Below are 18,793 nucleotides of genomic sequence, written 5' to 3' on the forward strand. Positions count from 1 at the left end.
AGCGCCGCGACGCGGACCGTGGAGTCATGACTTCCACATCGCAGGCCCCGTACAAGCAGTTGCGCCGCCCGACCACCGACCGGATGATCGCCGGTGTGGCCAGCGGCCTCGGCCGGTACTTCGCCGTCGACCCCACCCTGGTCCGCGTCGCCTTCGCCGTCGGCACGCTGCTGACCGGCGGGATCGCCGCGCTCGCGTACCCGGTCATGTGGTTCCTGATGCCCGAGGAGCCGGCCGACGCCCCGGCCTGGCCGCACCCGGCGGGCGCGCCGCCCTACGCCGCACCGCCGCCCGGACCGACCGGTGGTTCGTCGCACCCCGCCTGGCCCTTCCCAGGCCCCGGAGCAGCACCCACCGCCCCGGCACCCACCCCGCACGCGACGCCACCGGCCCCGCACACTCCGCACCCGACGGCTGTCCCGCAGGAGGCTCCGCAGGCGGCGACCGCCGCACCGGGAGCGCCTCCGGCGGCACCGCCCGCGTCGCCGACTCCGGACGTTCCGCAGGCGGCCACCGCCGCGCAGGGGCCGTCGACACCAGTCGCCGAACCGGGGCCGGTCGTCGAACCGGGGCCGGAGGCCGGGCCGCAGCCGGCCCCCGGGACCTCGCCTCAGCCGCCGGAGAGACCGGCCGCCTGAGGGGTCACTCCCACTCGATGGTGCCCGGCGGCTTGCTGGTGACGTCCAGGACCACCCGGTTCACCTCGGCGACCTCGTTGGTGATCCGGGTGGAGATCCGGGCGATCACGTCGTAGGGCAGGCGGGACCAGTCGGCGGTCATCGCATCCTCGCTGGAGACCGGGCGCAGCACCACGGGGTGACCGTAGCTGCGCCCGTCACCCTGTACGCCGACGCTGCGCACATCGGCCAGCAGCACCACCGGGAACTGCCAGACGTCGCGGTCCAGACCGGCGGCGCTGAGCTCCTCGCGGGCGATGAAGTCGGCCCGGCGCAGCAGGTCCAGCCGCTCCCGGTCGACCGCGCCGATGATCCGGATGGCCAGACCGGGACCGGGGAACGGGTGCCGCCAGACCATCGCCTCAGGCAGGCCGAGCTGGAGGCCGAGCGTGCGGACCTCGTCCTTGAACAGCGTCCGCAGTGGCTCGACCAGGGCGAACTTGAGGTCCTCGGGTAGCCCGCCGACGTTGTGGTGGCTCTTGATGTTGGCGGTGCCGGTGCCGCCGCCGGACTCGACCACGTCCGGATAGAGGGTGCCCTGCACCAGGAACTCGACGTCACCGTGCGCGGCGACCTCCCGAGCGGCGGCCTCGAAGACCCGGATGAACTCCCGACCGATGATCTTGCGCTTCTGCTCCGGGTCGGTCACCCCGGCCAGCGCGCCGAGGAACCGGTCCGCCGCGTCGACCACCTTGAGCTTGATGCCGGTGGCGGCGACGTAATCCTTCTCGACCTGCTCGGCCTCGCCCGCGCGCAGCAGGCCGTGGTCGACGAAGACGCAGGTGAGCTGGTCACCGACGGCCCGGTGCACCAGCGCGGCGGCGACCGCGGAGTCCACCCCGCCGCTCAGACCGCAGATGACCTCCTTGTCGCCCACCTGCGCGCGGATCCGGGCCACCTGCTCGTCGATGATGTTCTCGGGAGTCCAGGTCGGCTCGATCTCGGCGATCTCGTAGAGGAAGCGGGTCAGCATCTCCTGTCCGTGCGCGGTGTGCCCCACCTCGGGGTGGAACTGCACACCGGCCCGCCGACCGGCGAGGTCCTCGAAGGCGGCGACCGGCGCACCGGCCGACTCGGCGGTCACCGTGAAGCCCTCGGGCGCCTCGGTGACGCAGTCGCCGTGGCTCATCCAGACCGGCAGGTCGGCCGGGAGGTCGCGGAGCAGCACGCCCGGGTCGAGCAGGCGGGGCCGCAGCGGGGTGCCGCCGTACTCGCGGTTGCCGGTGCGGGCCACCGTGCCGCCGAGGGAGCGGGCCATCGCCTGGAACCCGTAGCAGATGCCGAAGACCGGGACGCCGGTGTGGAACAGCCCGTCGTCCACCTGCGGCGCGCCCGGCTCGTAGACGCTGGACGGGCCGCCGGAGAGGATGATCGCGGCCGGATTCTTGGCCAGCATCTCGGCCACGGGCATGGTGTGCGGGACGATCTCGGAGTAGACCCTCGCCTCGCGTACCCGGCGGGCGATCAGTTGGGCGTACTGGGCACCGAAGTCGACCACGAGGACAGGACGCGGCAGGCTCATGTGCACGAAGCCTACCGACAGTCACCGGTCGGCCTGGCCGCGCCCTGCGTGCTCCCACCGACCGTCGCGTGACCGGCGTCGAGGCGGCCAGAAGCCGCCCTAGTCGGGCAGGGCACCCGGCGCGCCGGGCGGCACCGCCGGACGGTGCGGGCGGACCGTCGCGAGCCGGCGGTACGGCGCGCCGAGCGGTGGACGAGGGTCCGCCTCGCCCCGGTTGGGCCAGAGCGACGTCGCGCGTTCGGCCTGGGCGGCGATGGTCAGCGACGGGTTGACCCCGAGGTTGGCCGAGACGGCGGCACCGTCCAGCACGTGCAGCCCCGGGTGGCCGAAGACCCGGTGGTACGGGTCGACCACCCCGTCGGCGGGAGACGCGCCGATGACCGCACCGCCCAGGATGTGCGCGGTCATCGGGATGTCGAACGGCTCGGTCAGCGCGCCGCCCGGCGTACCGTCGATCTCCTCCGCCAGTAGTCGGGCGGCCCGGTGACCGGCGGGGATCCAGGTCGGGTTCGGTGCGCCGTGACCGGGGCCGGAGACCAGCCGGCCACCGAGCGGACCGCGCCGCCACCGGGTGGTCAGCGAGTTGTCCACCGCCTGCATGACCAGCGCGATCACGGTGCGTTGCGACCAGCCGCGTACGGAGAGCATCCGCGCGGCCCGGCCGGGATGCCGGACGAGCTGCCCCACCCAGCGACGGACCCGGTGCGGCCCGCCCTCGACCAGCAGCGTCTGGAGCAGCCCCATGGCGTTCGCGCCCCGCCCGTACCGGACCGGCTCGACGTGGGTCTGCGGGTCGGGGTGGAACGAACTGGTGATCGCCACCCCCTCGGTGAGGTCGACCCCGCGCGCCCGGGCCTGCCTGCGGGACATCGAGGCGCCGAGGATCGCCTCCGAGTTGGTGCGGGTCAGCTCACCGAGGCGGGGTGAGAGTCCGGGCAGCGCGCCGACCGCCCGCATCTCGTGCAGCAGCCGCTGGGTGCCCAGCGCACCGGCGGCGAAGACCACCTGGTCGGCGTCGATCACCTGCCGACGCCGCCGCAGCCAGGCCCCGCTGTGCTCGGTGTGCACCCGGTAGCCGCCCTCGACCGGCCGGACCGCGGTCACCGTGGTCAGCGGGTGCACCTCGGCACCGAGCCGCTCGGCCAACCAGAGATAGTTCTTGACCAGCGTGTTCTTCGCGCCGTGACGGCAGCCGGTCATGCAGGCGCCGCAGTGCGTACAGCCGGTGCGGGTGGGACCGGCACCCCCGAAGTACGGGTCGGCGACCGACTCGCCGGGCCGCCCGATGTGCACGCCGACCGGGGTGGCGTGCACGGTGTGCCCCACCCCCATCCGCCCGGCCACCCGCCGCATCACCCGGTCCGCCGGGGTGACCAGCGGGTACGCGGTCACCCCGAGCATCCGCTTCGCCTGGTCGTAGTGCGGGGCCAGCTCGGCGCGCCAGTCCGTGAGATTCCGCCACTGGGGATCGTCGTAGAACGCGTCCAGCGGCTCGTAGAGCGTGTTGGCGTAGACCAGCGACCCGCCGCCGACACCGGCTCCGGACAGCACCAGCACCCCGCCGCCGACTCGGCGGTCGGCGGCGCGCAGCAGGGTGAGACGTTGCAGGCCGAAGCAGCCCAGCCGGGGCGCCCAGAGGAACCGGCGCAGCCGCCACGAGGTCCGGGGGAACTCGTCGTCGGCGAACCGCCGGCCGGCCTCCAGCACGCCGACCGAGTAGCCCTTCTCGGCCAGCCGCAGCGCGGCGACGCTGCCACCGAAGCCGGATCCGATCACGACCACGTCGTACCGCATGCAGGCATCATTACTCGTGAGTAGATCTCGCGCCAGGCGCGGTTTTCGCGCCATCATGCAGCGCACCCGACCGCCGTGGGCCCGACGCGTGCCACGACGCCGTCCCGGACGCCCGCGGACCGGTCGGAGGCAGTTCCGGTCCGTCGCGCGGCGGCGGCCCGGCATCGCAGGAGGAGGCGGGGGATGGCGTTCGGAGGAGAACGTAGACGGCTGACACTGGCGGTGGCCGGCCTGGTCACGGTGGCGGTGGTGGCCGTCGGCGCGGTGGCGGTGGCCCGGACGGTCCGCGACGACCGCGCGCCGGCCGCCGCGCCCACCGACGTCGCCACCTCGCCGACCGCGTCGCCCAGCCCCGTCCCGAGTACGCCACCACCCGGCGCCGACATCACCGGCCCGCTCAACCTGCTGCTGGTCGGCATCGACACCCGGGTCAGCGTGCCCGGCTGGCAGCCGAACGCCGACGCCGTCCTGGTGCTGCACGTGCCGGCCGGGCTGTCCCGGGGGTACCTCTTCTCGCTCCCCCGCGACCTGCTGGTGGACATCCCGGCGTTCCCGGCCGCCGACTACCGGGGCGGGCGGACCAAACTCACCCACGCGATGAGCAACGGCAGCCGGGTCCCGGGCCGACCGAACAAGCCCGACCCGGCCCAGGGGTACGAGTTGCTGCGCCGCACCGTCAGCGAGTACACCGGGCTGCGCATCGACGCGGGCGCGGTGCTCACCTTCGGCGGCTTCGACAAGCTGGTGGACAGCCTCGGCGGGGTGGACATCCGGGTCGACCAGCGGGTCGTCTCCCGGCACCGCCAGCCGGACGGCAAGCACCGCCAACCCGGCCCGGGCGTCGGCGGCTACGTCGGCCCGAGGATGGTCTACGAGCCGGGCGACCGGCACCTCACCGGCTGGCAGGCGCTGGACTACGCACGCCAGCGCTACCTGCCCGGCGGCGACTACACCCGGCAGCGCCACCAGCAGCAACTCGTCCGGGCGCTGATCGGCAGGATCCTCGCCGACGACCTGGCCCGGCAACCACAGCGCGTCGAGCAGGTGGTCGCCGCACTCGGCGACGCCATGGTCTATGTCGGCGGGCGGCGGATCGGGGAGTTCGCGTACGCGCTCAGCACGCTGTCACCGGAGACGCTCACGCTGGTCGGCCTGCCCGGGGCGTCGGTCGGCCGGGGCGGCGCGTACCGGGGCGAGGAACTGACCACCGTCGGTCGCCGGTTCCTGACCGCGCTGCGCGCCGGACGGGCGGACGCGTACCTCGCCGAGCACCCGAAGCTCACCGTGCCGTGAGCGGCCACCGGGGCCCCGTGCTCGGCGGTCAGGGCAGGCCGGGCGGGGTGGTGCCGGTGAGCCAGGTGTCGAAGAAGGCGCCCAGCGACCGCTGGGAGACCCGCTCGGCCAGGGCGACGAAGTCGCTGGTGGTGGCGGTGCCGTCCCGGCGTTCCGTGGTCCAGGAGCGCAGGATCTCGAAGAAGGCGTCGTCGCCCACCGTACGGCGCAACGCGTGCACCACCAGCGCCCCGCGCTTGTAGACGGCGGTGCTGAACATCTGACCCGGACCGGGGTCGAGGGTGGGCCGCGACCAGTCGGTGTCGGCGTACTGGATTTCGAAGCTGCGCTGGGCGGTACGCCCACCGTCGTGCTCCGCCCACAGCCACTCGGCGTAGCTGGCGAAGCCCTCGTTGAGCCAGATGTCGCCCCAGCGGGCCAGCGCCACGCTGTTGCCGAACCACTGGTGGGCCAGCTCGTGCGCGACCACCGCGTAGTTCGGTTCGCCCTCACGGAAGAAGCCCGGCCCGTAGACCGGCCGGGACTGCGTCTCCAGCGCGTACCCGATGCGGCTGTCGTCGACCACCACCCCGCCGTACGCCTCGAACGGGTACGGCCCGAAGCGCCCGGCCAGGAAGTCGGCGATCTCGCCGGTGCGCGCCAGTGACCGGGCCTGCGGACCGGAGGCGGGCATCCCGGTCGGCACGGCGGTCACCAGTGGCTTTCCGCCGTGCGTGCCGGTCTCGACCCGGTAGTCACCGATCACCAGCGTGGTCAGGTAGCTCGCCATCGGCGACCGCTCCGCCCACCGCCAGGTGGTCCAGCCGTCCGCGCTGGTCCGCTCCCCCGGCACCCCGTTGCTCAACGCGGCGAGGCCGTCCGGGACGGTCACCTCGATGTCGTACGTGGCCTTGTCGGAGGGGTGGTCGTTGACCGGGAACCAGGTCGACGCCGAGCGTGGCTGACCGAGCGCGATCGCGCCGTCGTCGGTGTGCTGGAAGCCGCCGCTGCCCAACACGTTGTCGGCGATCGGCTGCGGCACACCGGCGTACGTCACGTCGACCGTGAACCGGCTGCCCTCGGGAAGTCCCCGTCGCGGGGTGACGGTCAGCTCACCGTCGGCGTGCCGGTGCTGCGCCGGTGCGCCGTCCACGGTGACCGTGTCGACCGACAGGCCGGTCAGGTCCAGGTTGAAGCGGGACAGCCCGTGGGTCGCGGTCGCCCTCACCTCGGCCCGGCCGGTGAGCCGGTCGTCGGCCGGGTCGTAGCGCACCACCAACCGGTAGTGGTCCACGTCGTACCCGCCGTTGCCGCTGCCCGGCACGTACGGGTCGGCCAGGTCGACGCTGCCCGCCCGGAAACCGTCCCGGTCCGCAGGTTCGCGGTCACCGGTGCAGCTCACCAGCCCCACAGCGGCCACCACGGCCACCACGCCAGCCCGCCACCGCCGCACCGAACCCCTGCTCATCCGCCAGAGCCTACCGCCGCCCAGGTGATCGATCATGGAGTTGTGGCGGTGGCGAACCGTGCGAAATCAGCACAGCTCACGTGCCACAACTCCATGATCGACGGAGCGACGGGACGGCGGGCGCGCGGCGGGAGGGAGCGTCAGCGGTCGAGGACCAGGCCGACGCGCTGGAACTCCTTGAGATCGCGGTAACCGCACTTGGCCATCGCCCGGCGCAGGCCGCCGAAGAGGTTGAGCTGGCCGTCGGGCTCGTCGGCGGGGCCGAACAGCAGCCGCTCCATCGAGCCCAGCGGCTCACCGGCCACCTCGAACGCACCCCGGGGCAGCGACGGGTGGCTGGCCGCCGAGTGCCACCAGGCCCCACCGGCCGGCGCCTCGGCGCAGAGCGACAGCGGCTCGCCGAGCATCACCGCGTCGGCACCGCAGCCGAGCGCCTTGGCGATGTCACCGGAGGTACGGATGTCGCCGTCGGCGATCAGGTGCACGTACCGGCCACCGGTCTCGTCCAGGTAGTCCCGGCGTGCCGCGGCGGCGTCGGCGATCGCGGTGGCCATCGGCACCCGGATGCCGAGCACCGACTCGGTGGTGGACCACTCGTCCCCGCCGATGCCGACGATCACGCCCGCCGCACCGGTCCGCATCAGGTGCAGCGCGGTCTTGTAGTCGGTGCAACCGCCGACGATGACCGGCAGGTCCAGGTCGGCGATGAACTCCTTGAGGTTGAGCGGTTCGTCGGTGGTCGAGACGTGCTCGGCCGAGACGATCGTGCCCTGGATGACCAGGAGGTCGACGCCCGCGTCGAGGATGACCGGAGCCAGCGCCAGGGTGTGCTGGGGGGACACCCGGACGGCCACCGTGCTGCCGCCCTCCCGCAGCTCCCGGACCCGCTCGGTGATCAGGTCGGGCCGGATCGGCTCGGCGTAGACCTCCTGGAGGCGCTTCGTGGCGCGGGCGTCCTCGCCGAGGTCGGCCAGCTCCTCCAGCACCTTGGTCGGGTTCTCGTACCGCGTCCACAGCCCCTCGACGTTGAGCACGCCGAGGCCGCCCAGCTCGCCGAGCCGGACCGCCGAGGCCGGGCTCATCGTCGCGTCGGAGGGGTGCCCGACACAGGGGATGCCGAACTGGTACGCGTCGAGCTGCCAACCGGTGGAGACGTCGTCGACGTCCCGGGTGCGGCGGCTCGGCACGATCGCGATGTCGTCCAGGTGGTAGCCGCGCTGCGCGGTCTTGCCCAGCCCGATCTCGACCACGTCACGCATGGGGACTCCAGATGTCTTCGGGGGTGGAGGGGGGTGTCAGCGGGTGTGGTAGTTGGGGGCCTCGACGGTCATCTGGATGTCGTGCGGGTGGCTCTCCTTGAGCCCGGCCGCCGTGATCCGGATGAGCTGACCGCGCTCGTGCAGCTCGACGATGCTCTCCGCGCCCGCGTACCCCATCGCCAGCCGTAGGCCGCCGACGAGCTGGTGGGCCACCCGGGCGAGCGGCCCACGGTAGGGAACCTGGCCCTCGACGCCCTCCGGGACCAGCTTCTCGTCGCTGGTCACGTCCTGCTGGAAGTAACGGTCCTTGGAGTACGACTTGGCCTGGCCCCGGGACTGCATGGCGCCGAGCGAACCCATGCCGCGGTACGCCTTGAACTGCTTGCCGTTGACGAAGATCAGCTCACCCGGGCTCTCCTCGCAGCCGGCCAGCAGGCTGCCGAGCATCACCGTGTCGGCGCCGGAGACCAGCGCCTTGGCGATGTCGCCGGAGTATTGAATGCCGCCGTCGCCGATCACCGGCACACCGGCCGGGCGGGCCGCCCGGGCGGCCTCCATGATCGCCGTGATCTGCGGCACGCCGACGCCGGCCACGATCCGGGTGGTGCAGATGGCACCCGGGCCGACGCCCACCTTGACGCCGTCGGCACCGGCGTCGACCAGGGCCTTCGCACCGGCGTAGGTCGCCACGTTGCCGCCGACGATGTCGATCGCGACGTCCTTCTTGAGCCGGCTGACCATCTCCAGCACGGCGCGCTGGTGCCCGTGCGCGGTATCCACGATGATCACGTCGACCCCGGCGTCGACGAGCGCGCGGGCCCGCTTGTACGAGTCCTCGCCCACGCCGATCGCGGCGGCCACCCGCAGCCGGCCCGCGTCGTCCTTGGTGGCGCTCGGGTACTGCTCGCTCTTGGTGAAGTCCTTGACGGTGATCAGCCCGCGCAGCTTGCCGGAGCCGTCGACGATCGGCAGCTTCTCCACCTTGTGCTGGCGCAGCAGGTCGAGCGCGTCCTCCTTGCTCACCCCGACCGACGCGGTGACCAGCGGCGCGCGGGTCATGATGTCGCGCACCGGGGTGGCCGGGTCGGAGACGAAGCGCATGTCGCGGTTGGTGACGATGCCCACGAGCTGGCCCTGCCCGTCCACCACCGGCACACCGGAGATGCGGTAGCGCCCGCAGAGCTGGTCCACCTCGCGCAGCGTGTCGTCCGGGCTGGCGGTCACCGGGTTGGTGATCATGCCGGACTCGGAGCGCTTGACCAGGTCGACCTGGAGCGCCTGGTCCTCGACCGAGAGGTTGCGGTGCAGCACGCCGATGCCGCCCTGGCGGGCCATGGCGATCGCCATCCGCGCCTCGGTGACGGTGTCCATCGCGCTGGAGAGCAGCGGGATGGAGAGCGTCACGTTGCGGGTCAGCCGAGTGACCGTGTTCACCCGGCTCGGCACCACGTCCGACTCGCCGGGCTGGAGCAACACGTCGTCGAAGGTCAGCCCCAGCGGCACCACCCGGGCGGAGCCGGCCGGCAGCTCGGGCAGATGGCCGCCCAGCTCGCCACCCTCGGCGCCGGCGAAAAGGTCGGAACGAGGCGAATTCTCCACGATTGCTCTCCTGAGCTGGTCGAACGGGGCTTCAGCGAGGTGGCACGGGTGGGCACCGGCGAGCGCCGGGCGAGGGTGCGTCAGGGCCATCGTACCCAGTGGCCGGGGTGGTGCCCGCGTCCGGCGGCCCGCGCGGCGAGGTGGCGACGCCCCCACCGGGGTACGTCGGCTTGCGCGAAGGGGGACAGGCGTCCGACGTGCCTTGGGTCTACGGTGAGGGGGTGCACGACGAGCCCATCGACCCGTTCACCGGCGATCCGACCGACCCGTCGGCCGATCTGGACGGCCCCGGTCGCGACGCCCCGCTGGATCCGCTGACCGACGTCGAACGCCAGGACGTGCTGGAAGACCTCGCCGATCTGGAGATCTACCAGGCGCTGTTGGCGCCGATCGGCGTACGCGGGCTCGTCATCGAGTGTGAGGACTGCCGGGAGCCGCACTACTTCGACTGGGACCTGCTCCGGGGCAACCTGCGTCACCTGCTCAGTTCGGGCCGTCCCCGGGTGCACGAGCCGGCCTACGACCCCGACCCGGACCACTACGTCACCTGGGACTACGCCCGGGGATACGCCGACGGCGTGCACGACACCCTCAGCGAGGGCACCGAGGACGAGTCCACCGGCCGGGAGTGATCCCCGCCGCCTGCCGCCGGGCCGTAGCCACCGTCCGATGGCCGGTAAGGAGGGGGCCCTTCCTATACACCAGGCGTTAGCAGGGGCCCCCTGCTAACCAGTCGGGCTCAGGCGACCAGGCCGGCCCGGAAGCCGGCGGCCACCGCGTGTGCCCGGTCCCGGGCGCCCAGCTTGCGGAACAGCCGCCGGGCGTGGGTCTTCACGGTGTCCTCGGAGACGAACAGCTCGCGGCCGATCTCGGCGTTGCTCTTGCCCTCGGCCATGCCGAGCAGCACCTGGAGTTCCCGTTCGGTGAGGCCGACGGTGGACCGGTCGGCCCGCGCCGGGGCGGCCTTGCCGGTCTCGGGGACGGCGTCCGGCTCGGCCGGGTCGTCGCCCCGCTGCACCGGCACCATCGCCGGGCCACCGGCGGCGTCACCGCCCGGCCAGGCCGACGCGGCCTCGCCGGTGGTGGGCCGGGTGCCGGGGGCCGGGCGGCCGGGGCCGCCGACAGCGGCGGTGTCCCGTGCCGGGTCGGCGATCCGGGGCCGGTTGGCCCGACCGGAGGCAGCCAGCAGCAGCAGCGCCTTGGCGACCGCGCTGGTGAGATCGTGGTCCACGCCCTGGATAAGGCCGCGCGCACCGGCGCTGATGGTCGCCGCCGCCGCCTCGGACTCCTCCGCACCGAGCAGCAGCACGCTGGCCTGCGGCGCGCGGGCCAGGACCCGGCGGACGAAGCCGGCGCTGTCGGGCCGGGTGATGGCGGTGTCGGCGAGCACCACGTCGGCGGGGCGCTCGGCGAGCCGCAGCATCACCTCCGGATCGGAGACCGCCGTTCGGACCGCACCCGACAGTCCCAACCGCGCTGCCGCGGAGGTCAGGTGCTGCGCCGCGAGCGGCGTCCGAACGCACACGAGAACCGTACGCACTGTGATCTCCTCTCCGCACACGAGCAGACCATGACCGGGTGGGGTCGGGAGGAGGTTCCCGGCAACTCTTCCAACTTTTCCGACAGATAGGGCATATGCCCCAATCTGCCAAAGGTTTTGGATCACACACGTGTGAGCCGAGAGGGGGCTGGGTACCGAGGGGCTCAGGCCGGGAACGGTGCGCCTGCGCGGCCCGCCGCCCGGACAGCCGGCCACGAAGTATCTCGCGGTGCCGCGCGAGAGGAGGGGTGCAGATGTCGAACGTACGTAGACTGCCCGGACCCATCATCGACCTGTGGGACTGGCAGCGGCTCGGCTCCTGCCGTGGCCGCGACAGCGCACAGTTCTTCCACCCCGACGGCGAGCGCGGATCGTCCCGGCTCCGGCGGGAGTCCTCCGCCAAGAACGTCTGCCGCGCCTGCCCGGTGCGCGCCGAGTGCGCCGCCCACGCGCTGGCCGTGCGGGAGCCGTACGGCGTGTGGGGTGGGTTCAGCGAGTCGGAGCGCCTGCGCCTGCTCGCGGTCGGCTGGGAGGACCTCGCCGACCGTCGGCAGAGCCGGGTCGACGTCAACCGGTTGGAGGCCCGCCTGGGCAGCTCCCACCGGGCGGCCCTCCCGCCCCAACGCAACGTCGCCTGACCGAACGCCCCCGACGCCGCGCTCCCGCCCCCCGGAAGCGCGGCGTCGGTCTGTGCGTCACTCGACCGTCAGGGTGACCGAGTGCCAGCCGGTCGCGCCGTCCGGTGCCACCGCCTGACGCTGCCCGGTCTGCGTCTCGCCGGTGCGGTCCGTCGCCCGGACCTGGAGCGTGTGCTCGCCGGGCGTCGCCTCCCACCGCCAGGACCACTGCACCCAGGTGTCCACCGAGGCGGTCGGCGCCAACTCCGCCTCCTGCCACGGCCCGCCGTCGACGCGTACCTCGACCCGGCGTACGCCCCGGTGCTGCGCCCACGCCACCCCGGCCACGGTGACCGGGCCGGCGGCCGGACGGTGGCGCGGACGGGGCGTGTCGATCCGCGACTGCGTCTTCACCGGCCCTTCGGCGGACCAGCCCCGAGGCACCCAGTACGCGTCGAAGTCGGCGAAACTGGTCAACTCCAGCTCGGTGATCCACTTGCACGCCGACACGTAGCCGTACAGGCCGGGCACCACCATCCGGGCGGGGAATCCGTGCGCCACCGGCAGCGGCTCGCCGTTCATGCCGACGGCGAGCAACGCGTCCCGCCCGTCCCGCAGCACCGCCGTCGGGGTGCCGCAGGTCCAGCCGTCCACCGAGCGCCCGACCACCTGGTCCGCGCCGTCGAGCGGCTGCACCTCGTCGAGCAGCTCCCGGAGCGGCACGCCGAGCCACCGCGCGTTGCCGATCAGGTCGCCGCCGACCTCGTTCGAGACGCAGGCCAGGGTGACGTACCGCTCCACCATCGGCCGGGCCAGCAGGTCCGCGAAGCTCAGCGTCACCGGGTTGCGCACCCGGCCGTGGATGCGCAGCCGCCACGTCTCCGGATCCACCTGCGGCACGACCAGCGCGGTGTCGATGCGATAGAAGCGCCGGTTCTCGGTGACGAAGGACGCCAGGCCCGGCACCTGAAGGTCGACACCGGCGGGCAGCGGCGGCGCGGCGGAGACCGGGGCGGGCAGCCTGACCGCCGCCCGCGCGTCGGCGACACCACGTCGACCGGCCCACCACCGCCCGGCCGCACCGCCGACGACAGCCACCCCGAGCACCGCGCCGACACCGGTGAGGAACCGACGCCGAGACTCCGGGTCGGCACTACGCTGCGGACCCACCCCGTCCGGCGTGGGTGGACGCTGCTCGATTGGCGGGGACCAGGGCCATGGGTCGAGTTCCAGCGGACCGGCGACGAACGCCCAGAGGGTCACGCCGCCGACCAGCGCGCCGACCAGCGACGGCAGCGCGTCCAGTCCGTCCGCGTCGGCCCGGGTCAGCGCCGCACCGGCACCCAGCGCGGCGAACGCCGCGATACCGGCCAGGCCGACCACCAGACGGCGGACGGCCAGCACACCCAGCAGGGCGGCGAAGGCGGCCAGCAGCAATGCCGTCCCGACCAGCAGGGCAATCTTGTCGTACGTGCCGAAGACCGCGATGCCGAACCGCTTCACCGGCTCGGGGGCGGCGTCCACGACCAGCCCACCGACCGCCACCAGCGGGGCGGAACGAGGGCCGGTCAGCACCGCCACCACTTCGGCGGCACCGATGGCCGCCGCTGCGGCGGCGACACCGGCCAGGGCGGCGTACCGGGGAGTCGTACTGCTCACCGGTCCAGTGTTTCCGAACGGACGCCCGCCCGGTAGTCACCTCGACCCGGTGTGACCGGGCCGGAACACACGCGGGGCGCACCGTCGTCGACGATGCGCCCCGCGTCCACGTACTCCTCGGGTCAGAAACCCGGGCCGTGCTGGTGGCCGTGCCCGTGGCCGTGGCCGTGACCACCGGCGGCGGGCTCCGCCTCCTTCGGCTTGTCCACCACGAGGCTCTCGGTGGTGAGCAGCAGACCGGCGATCGACGCGGCGTTGGTGACCGCGTTACGGGTCACCTTGACCGGGTCGATGATGCCCGCCTTGGCCAGGTCGACGTACTCGCCGACGGCCGCGTCGAGACCGGTGCCCCACTCGGCGGCGATGACCTTCTGCACCACCACGTAACCGTCGTGGCCGGCGTTCTGGGCGATCCAGCGCAGCGGCTCGACCAGCGCCTTGCGCACGATCGAGACGCCGACCTTCTCGTCACCGGTGAAGCCCAGGTCGTCGTCGAGCACCGGCAGGATCTGGGCCAGGGCGGCACCGCCGCCGGGGACCGTACCCTCCTCGACCGCAGCCTTGGTCGCGGCGATGGCGTCCTCGATGCGGTGCTTGCGCTCCTTCATCTCGACCTCGGTGGCCGCGCCGACCTTGACCACCGCGATGCCGCCGGAGAGCTTGGCCAGCCGCTCGGCGAGCTTCTCCCGGTCCCACTCGGAGTCCGACGCCTCGATCTCCTTGCGGATCTGGGCGACCCGGTCGGAAACCTCGGTGCCCTGACCGCCACCGTCGACGATCGTGGTGTTCTCCTTGTCGACCACGATGCGCCGGGCGGTGCCCAGCACCTCCAGGCCGACCTGGTCGAGCTTGTAGCCCAGCTCGGGCGCGACCAACTCGGCACCGGTCAGGATCGCCATGTCCTGGAGCATCGCCTTGCGACGGTCGCCGAAGCCGGGGGCCTTGACCGCGCAGACCTTGAGGGTCTTGCGGATCGCGTTCACCACCAGGGTGGACAGGGCCTGGCCCTCGACGTCCTCGGCGACGATCAGCAGCGGCTTGTTGTTCTGGAGGACCTTCTCCAGCAGCGGCAGCAGCTCCTCGATCGCCGAGATCTTCTGCGTGGTGATCAGGATGTACGCGTCCTCAAGGACGGACTCCTGCGACTCCGCGTCGGTGACGAAGTTCGGCGAGATGAAGCCCTTGTCGAACTGGAGACCCTCGGTCACGTCCAGCTCGGTGTGCAGGGCGGAGCCCTCCTCGACGGTGATCACACCGTCGCGGCCGACCCGCTCCATCGCCTCGGCGATCAGCTCACCGATGGTGGAGTCCTGCGCGGAGACCGTCGCGACGTGCGCCACGGCCTTCTTGTCGGAGACCTCGACGGCCTTGCCGAGCAGCGCCTCGGAGACCTTCGCGGAGGCCGCGTCGACGCCCCGCTTGAGGCCGGCCGGGTTGGCACCCGCGGTGACGTTGCGCAGACCCTCGCGGACCATGGCCTGGGCCAGCACGGTCGCGGTGGTGGTCCCGTCGCCGGCGACGTCGTTGGTCTTGGTCGCCACCTCCTTGACCAACTGCGCGCCGAGGTTCTCGTACGGGTTGGTGAGCTCGATCTCCTTGGCGATGGTCACACCATCGTTGGTGATCGTCGGCGCACCGAATTTCTTGTCCAGGACGACGTTGCGCCCGCGCGGCCCGAGGGTGACCTTGACCGCGTCCGCGAGCGCGTTGACACCGTGCTCCAGCAGGTGCCGGGCGTCGTCCGAGAAGCTCAGGATCTTCGCCATGAATGTCCCTTCGACGCGACGTTGCCCCGGCCCGGCGAGCCGGACCGGGGCAACGTCACTGATCGGTTGGTTACTTCTCGATGACCGCGAGGACGTCGCGGGCGGAGAGCACCAGGTACTCCTCGCCGGCGTACTTGACCTCGGTGCCGCCGTACTTCGAGTAGAGGACGGTGTCGCCGACGGAGACGTCGATCGGCACGCGGTTGCCCTTGTCGTCGATCCGGCCCGGGCCGACAGCGAGGACGGTGCCCTCCTGCGGCTTCTCCTTGGCGGTGTCGGGGATCACGATGCCCGAGGCGGTGGTGGTCTCGGCCTCGTTCGCCTGGACCACGATGCGGTCCTCGAGCGGCTTGATCGCAACCTTGGTCGCGGTAGTCACGGGCATACCCTCCTGGGGTACTTGGTTTCGTTACCGATCGGCATGCCGACCGGCGTCAATTGCCACATGCCACCGGGCGGGGCCGTCGTCGCGGGTGCCGGTCCGCCTGGCGTTCAACCCCCGGGCAGCAGGGCCCGGACGTTGGCACCCTCAGGGTGAGAGTGCTAATCGCAGGTTATTCCTCGGCTAGCACTCCGTCAAGGAGAGTGCCAACCCGCCACCCCGTGTCGCCACTCTTTCCGCACTCTTGCGCCACTCTTTCTCCACCGTTCGCCACGGTTGACCGCGACACGCCGACACTCGCTTCCGCCCCGAACGACCAATCCTTACTCTCCGGCGCGACTACGTGACGGAGGGCGGACAGATGGCGGACATGCCAACCCTGGGTTTCCTGCGCGACCAACTGCGCCGGGCCCGCAAGCTGCGCGGGCTCAGCCAGGAGGAACTGGGCAAGATGGTCAACTACGCTCCGTCGTCGATCAGCGCGATGGAGACCGGGCAGAACCAGCTCAGCGCCGACTACCTGGCCCGGTTCGACAAGGTGTTGGAGACCGGCGGACTCTTCGTCGGGATGCTGGAGCTGATCCGGCTGCACGCCGAGCCGGACTGGTTCCGACCGTGGGGCGAGATCGAGCGGGAGGCCATCGCGCTGCGCTGGTACGACCCGACGGTGGTGCCGGGCCTGCTCCAGACCGAGGCGTACGCACGAGCGATGCTGCGGGCCGGGCCGCCGCTGACCGACGAGCAGATCGAGAAGCGGGTGCTGGCCCGGATGGCGCGGCAGAAGGTCCTCGCCCGCGAGGAGCCGCCACAGCTCGTCGCGGTGCTCGACGAGCAGGCGCTGCGCCGGCAGGTGGGCGAGCCCACGACCATGTACGAGCAGGTGAAGCACCTGCGCGCCCTCGCCGACCATTCGCACGTCCAGGTACGGATCGTGCCGGCCGAGACGCCGTGGTACATCGGGCTCCACGGTCCGTTCGTGCTGGCCCGGCTCGCCGACGGCACCGAGGTGGCCCACCTGGACAACCAGCTCCGGGGCCACACCGTGGACAGCCCGAACGAGCTTGCCAGCCTCGGACGGCGTTGGGAGACTGTGGCCGGTGAGGCGCTGCCGCGCCGGCAGTCCGCCCGCCTGATCGAGGAAGTGGCGAACTCATGGACCTGACCCGTGCCGCCTGGCGCAAGTCCTCCCGCAGTAACGCCAACGGCGGCGCCTGCGTCGAGGTAGCCGACAACCTGCCCGGCGTCGTCGCCGTACGTGACAGCAAGGACCCGACCGGCCCGGCGCTCACCTTCACCCCGGCCGCCTGGCACGCCTTCGTCACCACCCACCACCCCACCCGCTGACCACGCCCCGGCGCTGATGCTGGTGCGGACCACCCTCAGCACCCGCCGCCGCCGTCGCCCCGCCTTCCCATCGCCCTGCCGCCGCCTCGCCGCCGTCCCGCTGTCGCGCTGTCCCGCCGTCCCGTCGCCCGTCGTCCCTCGTCCGTCGCCTCGTCTCCCGCCCGCCTCGTCGATCATGGAGTTGTGGTCGACGAAACGCCCCGATCCGGGGCATTTGCACGAGCCACGACTCCATGATCGACGGGGCGATGGGCGGGCTGCCGCATGGTCGGCGGGGCGATGGGCGGGCTGCCGCATGATCGGCGGGCGGACGAGATGCCGCGAACGGTGTCGAGGTCACCTGCCTCCGCGAGGAACCCGTCGACCGCCCGCAGCCGCTCGATCCAGGATCGAGTGGTATCCAGGCGACCGCGAGACCACTCGATCCTGGATCGAGCACGATCATGACCAGGACAGCGCCGGGCGGGGCGGTCGGCCACGGTCGGGGCGGGGACAGCGCCGGTCGGGGACAGCGGCGGGAGCGGCCGGGGACAGCGGCGGGGGCAGTGGCGGGGGCAGTGGCGGGGGGCGGTCGGGGCGGGGACGGAAGGCGGCCCGGACAATGGGCGGGTGGATCTGGAGCAGTTTGCCGCGTTGCGTACCGACGAGGGGTCGGCGGCGCTCGACGCGGCGGGGCGGGTGGCCGGCGGCGACCCGCTGCACGCGGCGGCCACGCTCCGCGCGGCCGGGGTGCCGGCCGGACTGGCGGCGGCGGCACTGACCCAGGCGGAGTTGCGCCGCCGCGCCACCGGCAAGTTCGGGCCGGAGGCGAGCGACATGTTCTTCACCCGGCCCGGTCTGGAGCAGGCCACCCGCCGGGTCGTCGCGGATCGCCGGGCGCGCCGCCTGCGAGCGGCCGGGGTGGGCACCCTGGCGGACCTGGGGTGCGGGTTGGGCGCCGACGCGCTGGCCGCCGCCCGCGCCGGCATCCGGGTGTACGCGGTGGAGGCCGACCCGCTCACCGCCGCGCTCGCCGAGGCGAACGCTCACGCCGCCGGGGTGGCCGACCTCGTCACGGTCGAGTGCGGCGACGCCACCACGTTCGACGTGACCCGGGTCGACGCGGTCTTCTGCGATCCGGCCCGCCGTCGGGCCGGCACCGGTCGCCGGATCTTCGACCCGAACGCGTACTCGCCGCCCTGGGACTTCGTCGTCGGGCTCGCCGAACGGGTGCCGCGCACAGTGGTGAAGGTGGCGCCAGGGATCGACCATGCGCTGATCCCGGCCGGTGCCGAGGCCGAGTGGGTCGGCGTCGACGGCGACCTGGTCGAGGCAGCCCTCTGGTGCGGCCCGCTCGCCGAGCACCCGCGCCGCGCGACCGTGTGCAAGGAGGGGTCCCCTACTAACGCCTCGTGCATAGCAGGGGTCCCCTCCTTACATCCCGGCGACGGGCCGCGCGTGTACCAGCTCACCGGGCAGGGGACGGCGCAGGCGTCGGTCGGGCCGGTACGCAGGTTCGTCTACGACCCGGATTCGGCGGTGGTGCGGGCGCACCTGGTCGCCGAGCTGGCCGAAGACCTGGACGCCTCGCTGGCCGACCCGAGCATCGCCTACCTCTACGCCGACCGGGCCACCCCCACCCCGTACGCCCGGTGCCTGGAGGTGACCGACGTGCTGGCGTTCTCGCTCAAGCGGCTGCGGGCGCTGCTGCGGGAGCGCCGGGTCGGCCGGGTGGAGATCCTCAAGCGGGGCTCCGCGCTGGAACCGGAGCGGCTCCGGCGGGACCTGCGGCTGGCCGGTGACCAGCCGGCCAGCCTGGTGCTGACCCGGGTCGCCGACACCCCGACGGTGCTGGTCTGCCAGCCGGTGCCCTGATCCGCCGGATCACCGCACGGCGAGCACCTGACCGCCAGCT

15 protein-coding genes and 1 pseudogene are annotated in these 18,793 nt (G+C 72.8%); 7 read left to right on the plus strand and 9 right to left on the minus strand.

From position 1 onward, the window contains the following. Positions 1-26: 26 nt before the first annotated feature. Positions 27-365: pseudogene (locus tag ACIBO1_RS04900) on the plus strand (PspC domain-containing protein); the annotation flags it as partial. A gap of 277 nt (positions 366-642) precedes the next feature. Here ACIBO1_RS04900 and guaA read toward each other — a convergent pair. Both guaA and ACIBO1_RS04910 read right to left on the minus strand, forming a co-directional pair. After that, entirely contained in the window at positions 643-2,199 is a 1,557-nt protein-coding gene (gene guaA, locus ACIBO1_RS04905) for a glutamine-hydrolyzing GMP synthase (protein WP_396741580.1), read from the minus strand. 99 nt (positions 2,200-2,298) lie between these two features. After that, positions 2,299-3,993, minus strand: a complete 1,695-nt coding sequence (locus ACIBO1_RS04910) for an FAD-dependent oxidoreductase (protein ID WP_396741582.1) — start codon at positions 3,991-3,993, stop codon at positions 2,299-2,301. 183 nt (positions 3,994-4,176) lie between these two features. Between ACIBO1_RS04910 and ACIBO1_RS04915 the strand changes: the two genes are divergently transcribed. Then, positions 4,177-5,286, plus strand: a complete 1,110-nt coding sequence (locus tag ACIBO1_RS04915; RefSeq protein WP_396741584.1) for an LCP family protein — start codon at positions 4,177-4,179, stop codon at positions 5,284-5,286. Positions 5,287-5,314: 28 nt separating this feature from the next. Here ACIBO1_RS04915 and ACIBO1_RS04920 read toward each other — a convergent pair whose 3' ends face one another. From ACIBO1_RS04920 to guaB, 3 genes are all read right to left on the minus strand, one after another. Next, entirely contained in the window at positions 5,315-6,733 is a 1,419-nt protein-coding gene (locus tag ACIBO1_RS04920; protein WP_396741586.1) for a M1 family metallopeptidase, read from the minus strand. A gap of 140 nt (positions 6,734-6,873) precedes the next feature. Beyond that, entirely contained in the window at positions 6,874-7,992 is a 1,119-nt protein-coding gene (locus ACIBO1_RS04925) for a GuaB3 family IMP dehydrogenase-related protein (protein WP_350692766.1), read from the minus strand. A 36-nt stretch (positions 7,993-8,028) separates the two neighbouring features. Next, complete coding sequence (gene guaB, locus ACIBO1_RS04930; protein ID WP_350692768.1) at positions 8,029-9,591, minus strand: IMP dehydrogenase; 1,563 nt, start codon at positions 9,589-9,591, stop codon at positions 8,029-8,031. A gap of 221 nt (positions 9,592-9,812) precedes the next feature. On the opposite strand from guaB, the gene ACIBO1_RS04935 reads away from it, so the two are divergent. Then, positions 9,813-10,223 (plus strand): DUF5319 domain-containing protein, encoded by a 411-nt coding sequence (locus tag ACIBO1_RS04935; RefSeq protein ID WP_396741589.1) that lies wholly within the window; start codon positions 9,813-9,815, stop codon positions 10,221-10,223. A gap of 107 nt (positions 10,224-10,330) precedes the next feature. Here ACIBO1_RS04935 and ACIBO1_RS04940 read toward each other — a convergent pair whose 3' ends face one another. After that, complete coding sequence (locus tag ACIBO1_RS04940) at positions 10,331-11,131, minus strand: response regulator transcription factor (protein WP_396741591.1); 801 nt, start codon at positions 11,129-11,131, stop codon at positions 10,331-10,333. A 254-nt stretch (positions 11,132-11,385) separates the two neighbouring features. Here ACIBO1_RS04940 and ACIBO1_RS04945 point away from each other — a divergent pair, with 254 nt between their 5' ends. Then, positions 11,386-11,769, plus strand: coding sequence for a WhiB family transcriptional regulator (locus ACIBO1_RS04945; RefSeq protein WP_396741593.1), 384 nt, complete (start codon positions 11,386-11,388; stop codon positions 11,767-11,769). A 57-nt stretch (positions 11,770-11,826) separates the two neighbouring features. Here the strand turns inward: ACIBO1_RS04945 and ACIBO1_RS04950 are convergent, their stop codons facing one another. The 3 genes from ACIBO1_RS04950 to groES form a co-directional block, all read right to left on the minus strand. Then, complete coding sequence (locus tag ACIBO1_RS04950) at positions 11,827-13,407, minus strand: molybdopterin-dependent oxidoreductase (RefSeq protein WP_396741595.1); 1,581 nt, start codon at positions 13,405-13,407, stop codon at positions 11,827-11,829. 122 nt (positions 13,408-13,529) lie between these two features. Then, positions 13,530-15,173 carry a chaperonin GroEL gene (gene groL / locus ACIBO1_RS04955; RefSeq protein ID WP_396741597.1) on the minus strand — a complete coding sequence of 548 codons (1,644 nt, stop codon included), beginning with the start codon at positions 15,171-15,173 and terminating at the stop codon, positions 13,530-13,532. Positions 15,174-15,243: 70 nt separating this feature from the next. Then, a complete protein-coding gene (groES, locus tag ACIBO1_RS04960) occupies positions 15,244-15,558 on the minus strand; it encodes a co-chaperone GroES (RefSeq protein WP_089155197.1) in 315 nt (104 codons plus the stop codon). Positions 15,559-15,916: 358 nt separating this feature from the next. Here groES and ACIBO1_RS04965 point away from each other — a divergent pair, with 358 nt between their 5' ends. The 3 genes from ACIBO1_RS04965 (at position 15,917) to ACIBO1_RS04975 (ending at position 18,753) form a co-directional block, all read left to right on the plus strand. Further along, the gene (locus tag ACIBO1_RS04965) at positions 15,917-16,717 is read left to right on the plus strand and encodes a helix-turn-helix domain-containing protein (RefSeq protein ID WP_396741599.1); all 801 of its coding nucleotides are present in this window, start codon (positions 15,917-15,919) and stop codon (positions 16,715-16,717) included. After that, on the plus strand, positions 16,708-16,899 hold the full coding sequence (locus tag ACIBO1_RS04970; protein WP_396741601.1) for a DUF397 domain-containing protein: 192 nt from the start codon (positions 16,708-16,710) through the stop codon (positions 16,897-16,899). Before ACIBO1_RS04965 ends, ACIBO1_RS04970 begins: the two co-directional genes overlap by 10 nt. Positions 16,900-17,508: 609 nt before the next feature. Next, positions 17,509-18,753, plus strand: a complete 1,245-nt coding sequence (locus ACIBO1_RS04975) for a methyltransferase domain-containing protein (RefSeq protein WP_396741603.1) — start codon at positions 17,509-17,511, stop codon at positions 18,751-18,753. Positions 18,754-18,793 lie beyond the last annotated feature (40 nt).

The organism is Micromonospora sp. NPDC049903, assembly GCF_044460945.1.
Taxonomy (GTDB): domain Bacteria; phylum Actinomycetota; class Actinomycetes; order Mycobacteriales; family Micromonosporaceae; genus Micromonospora.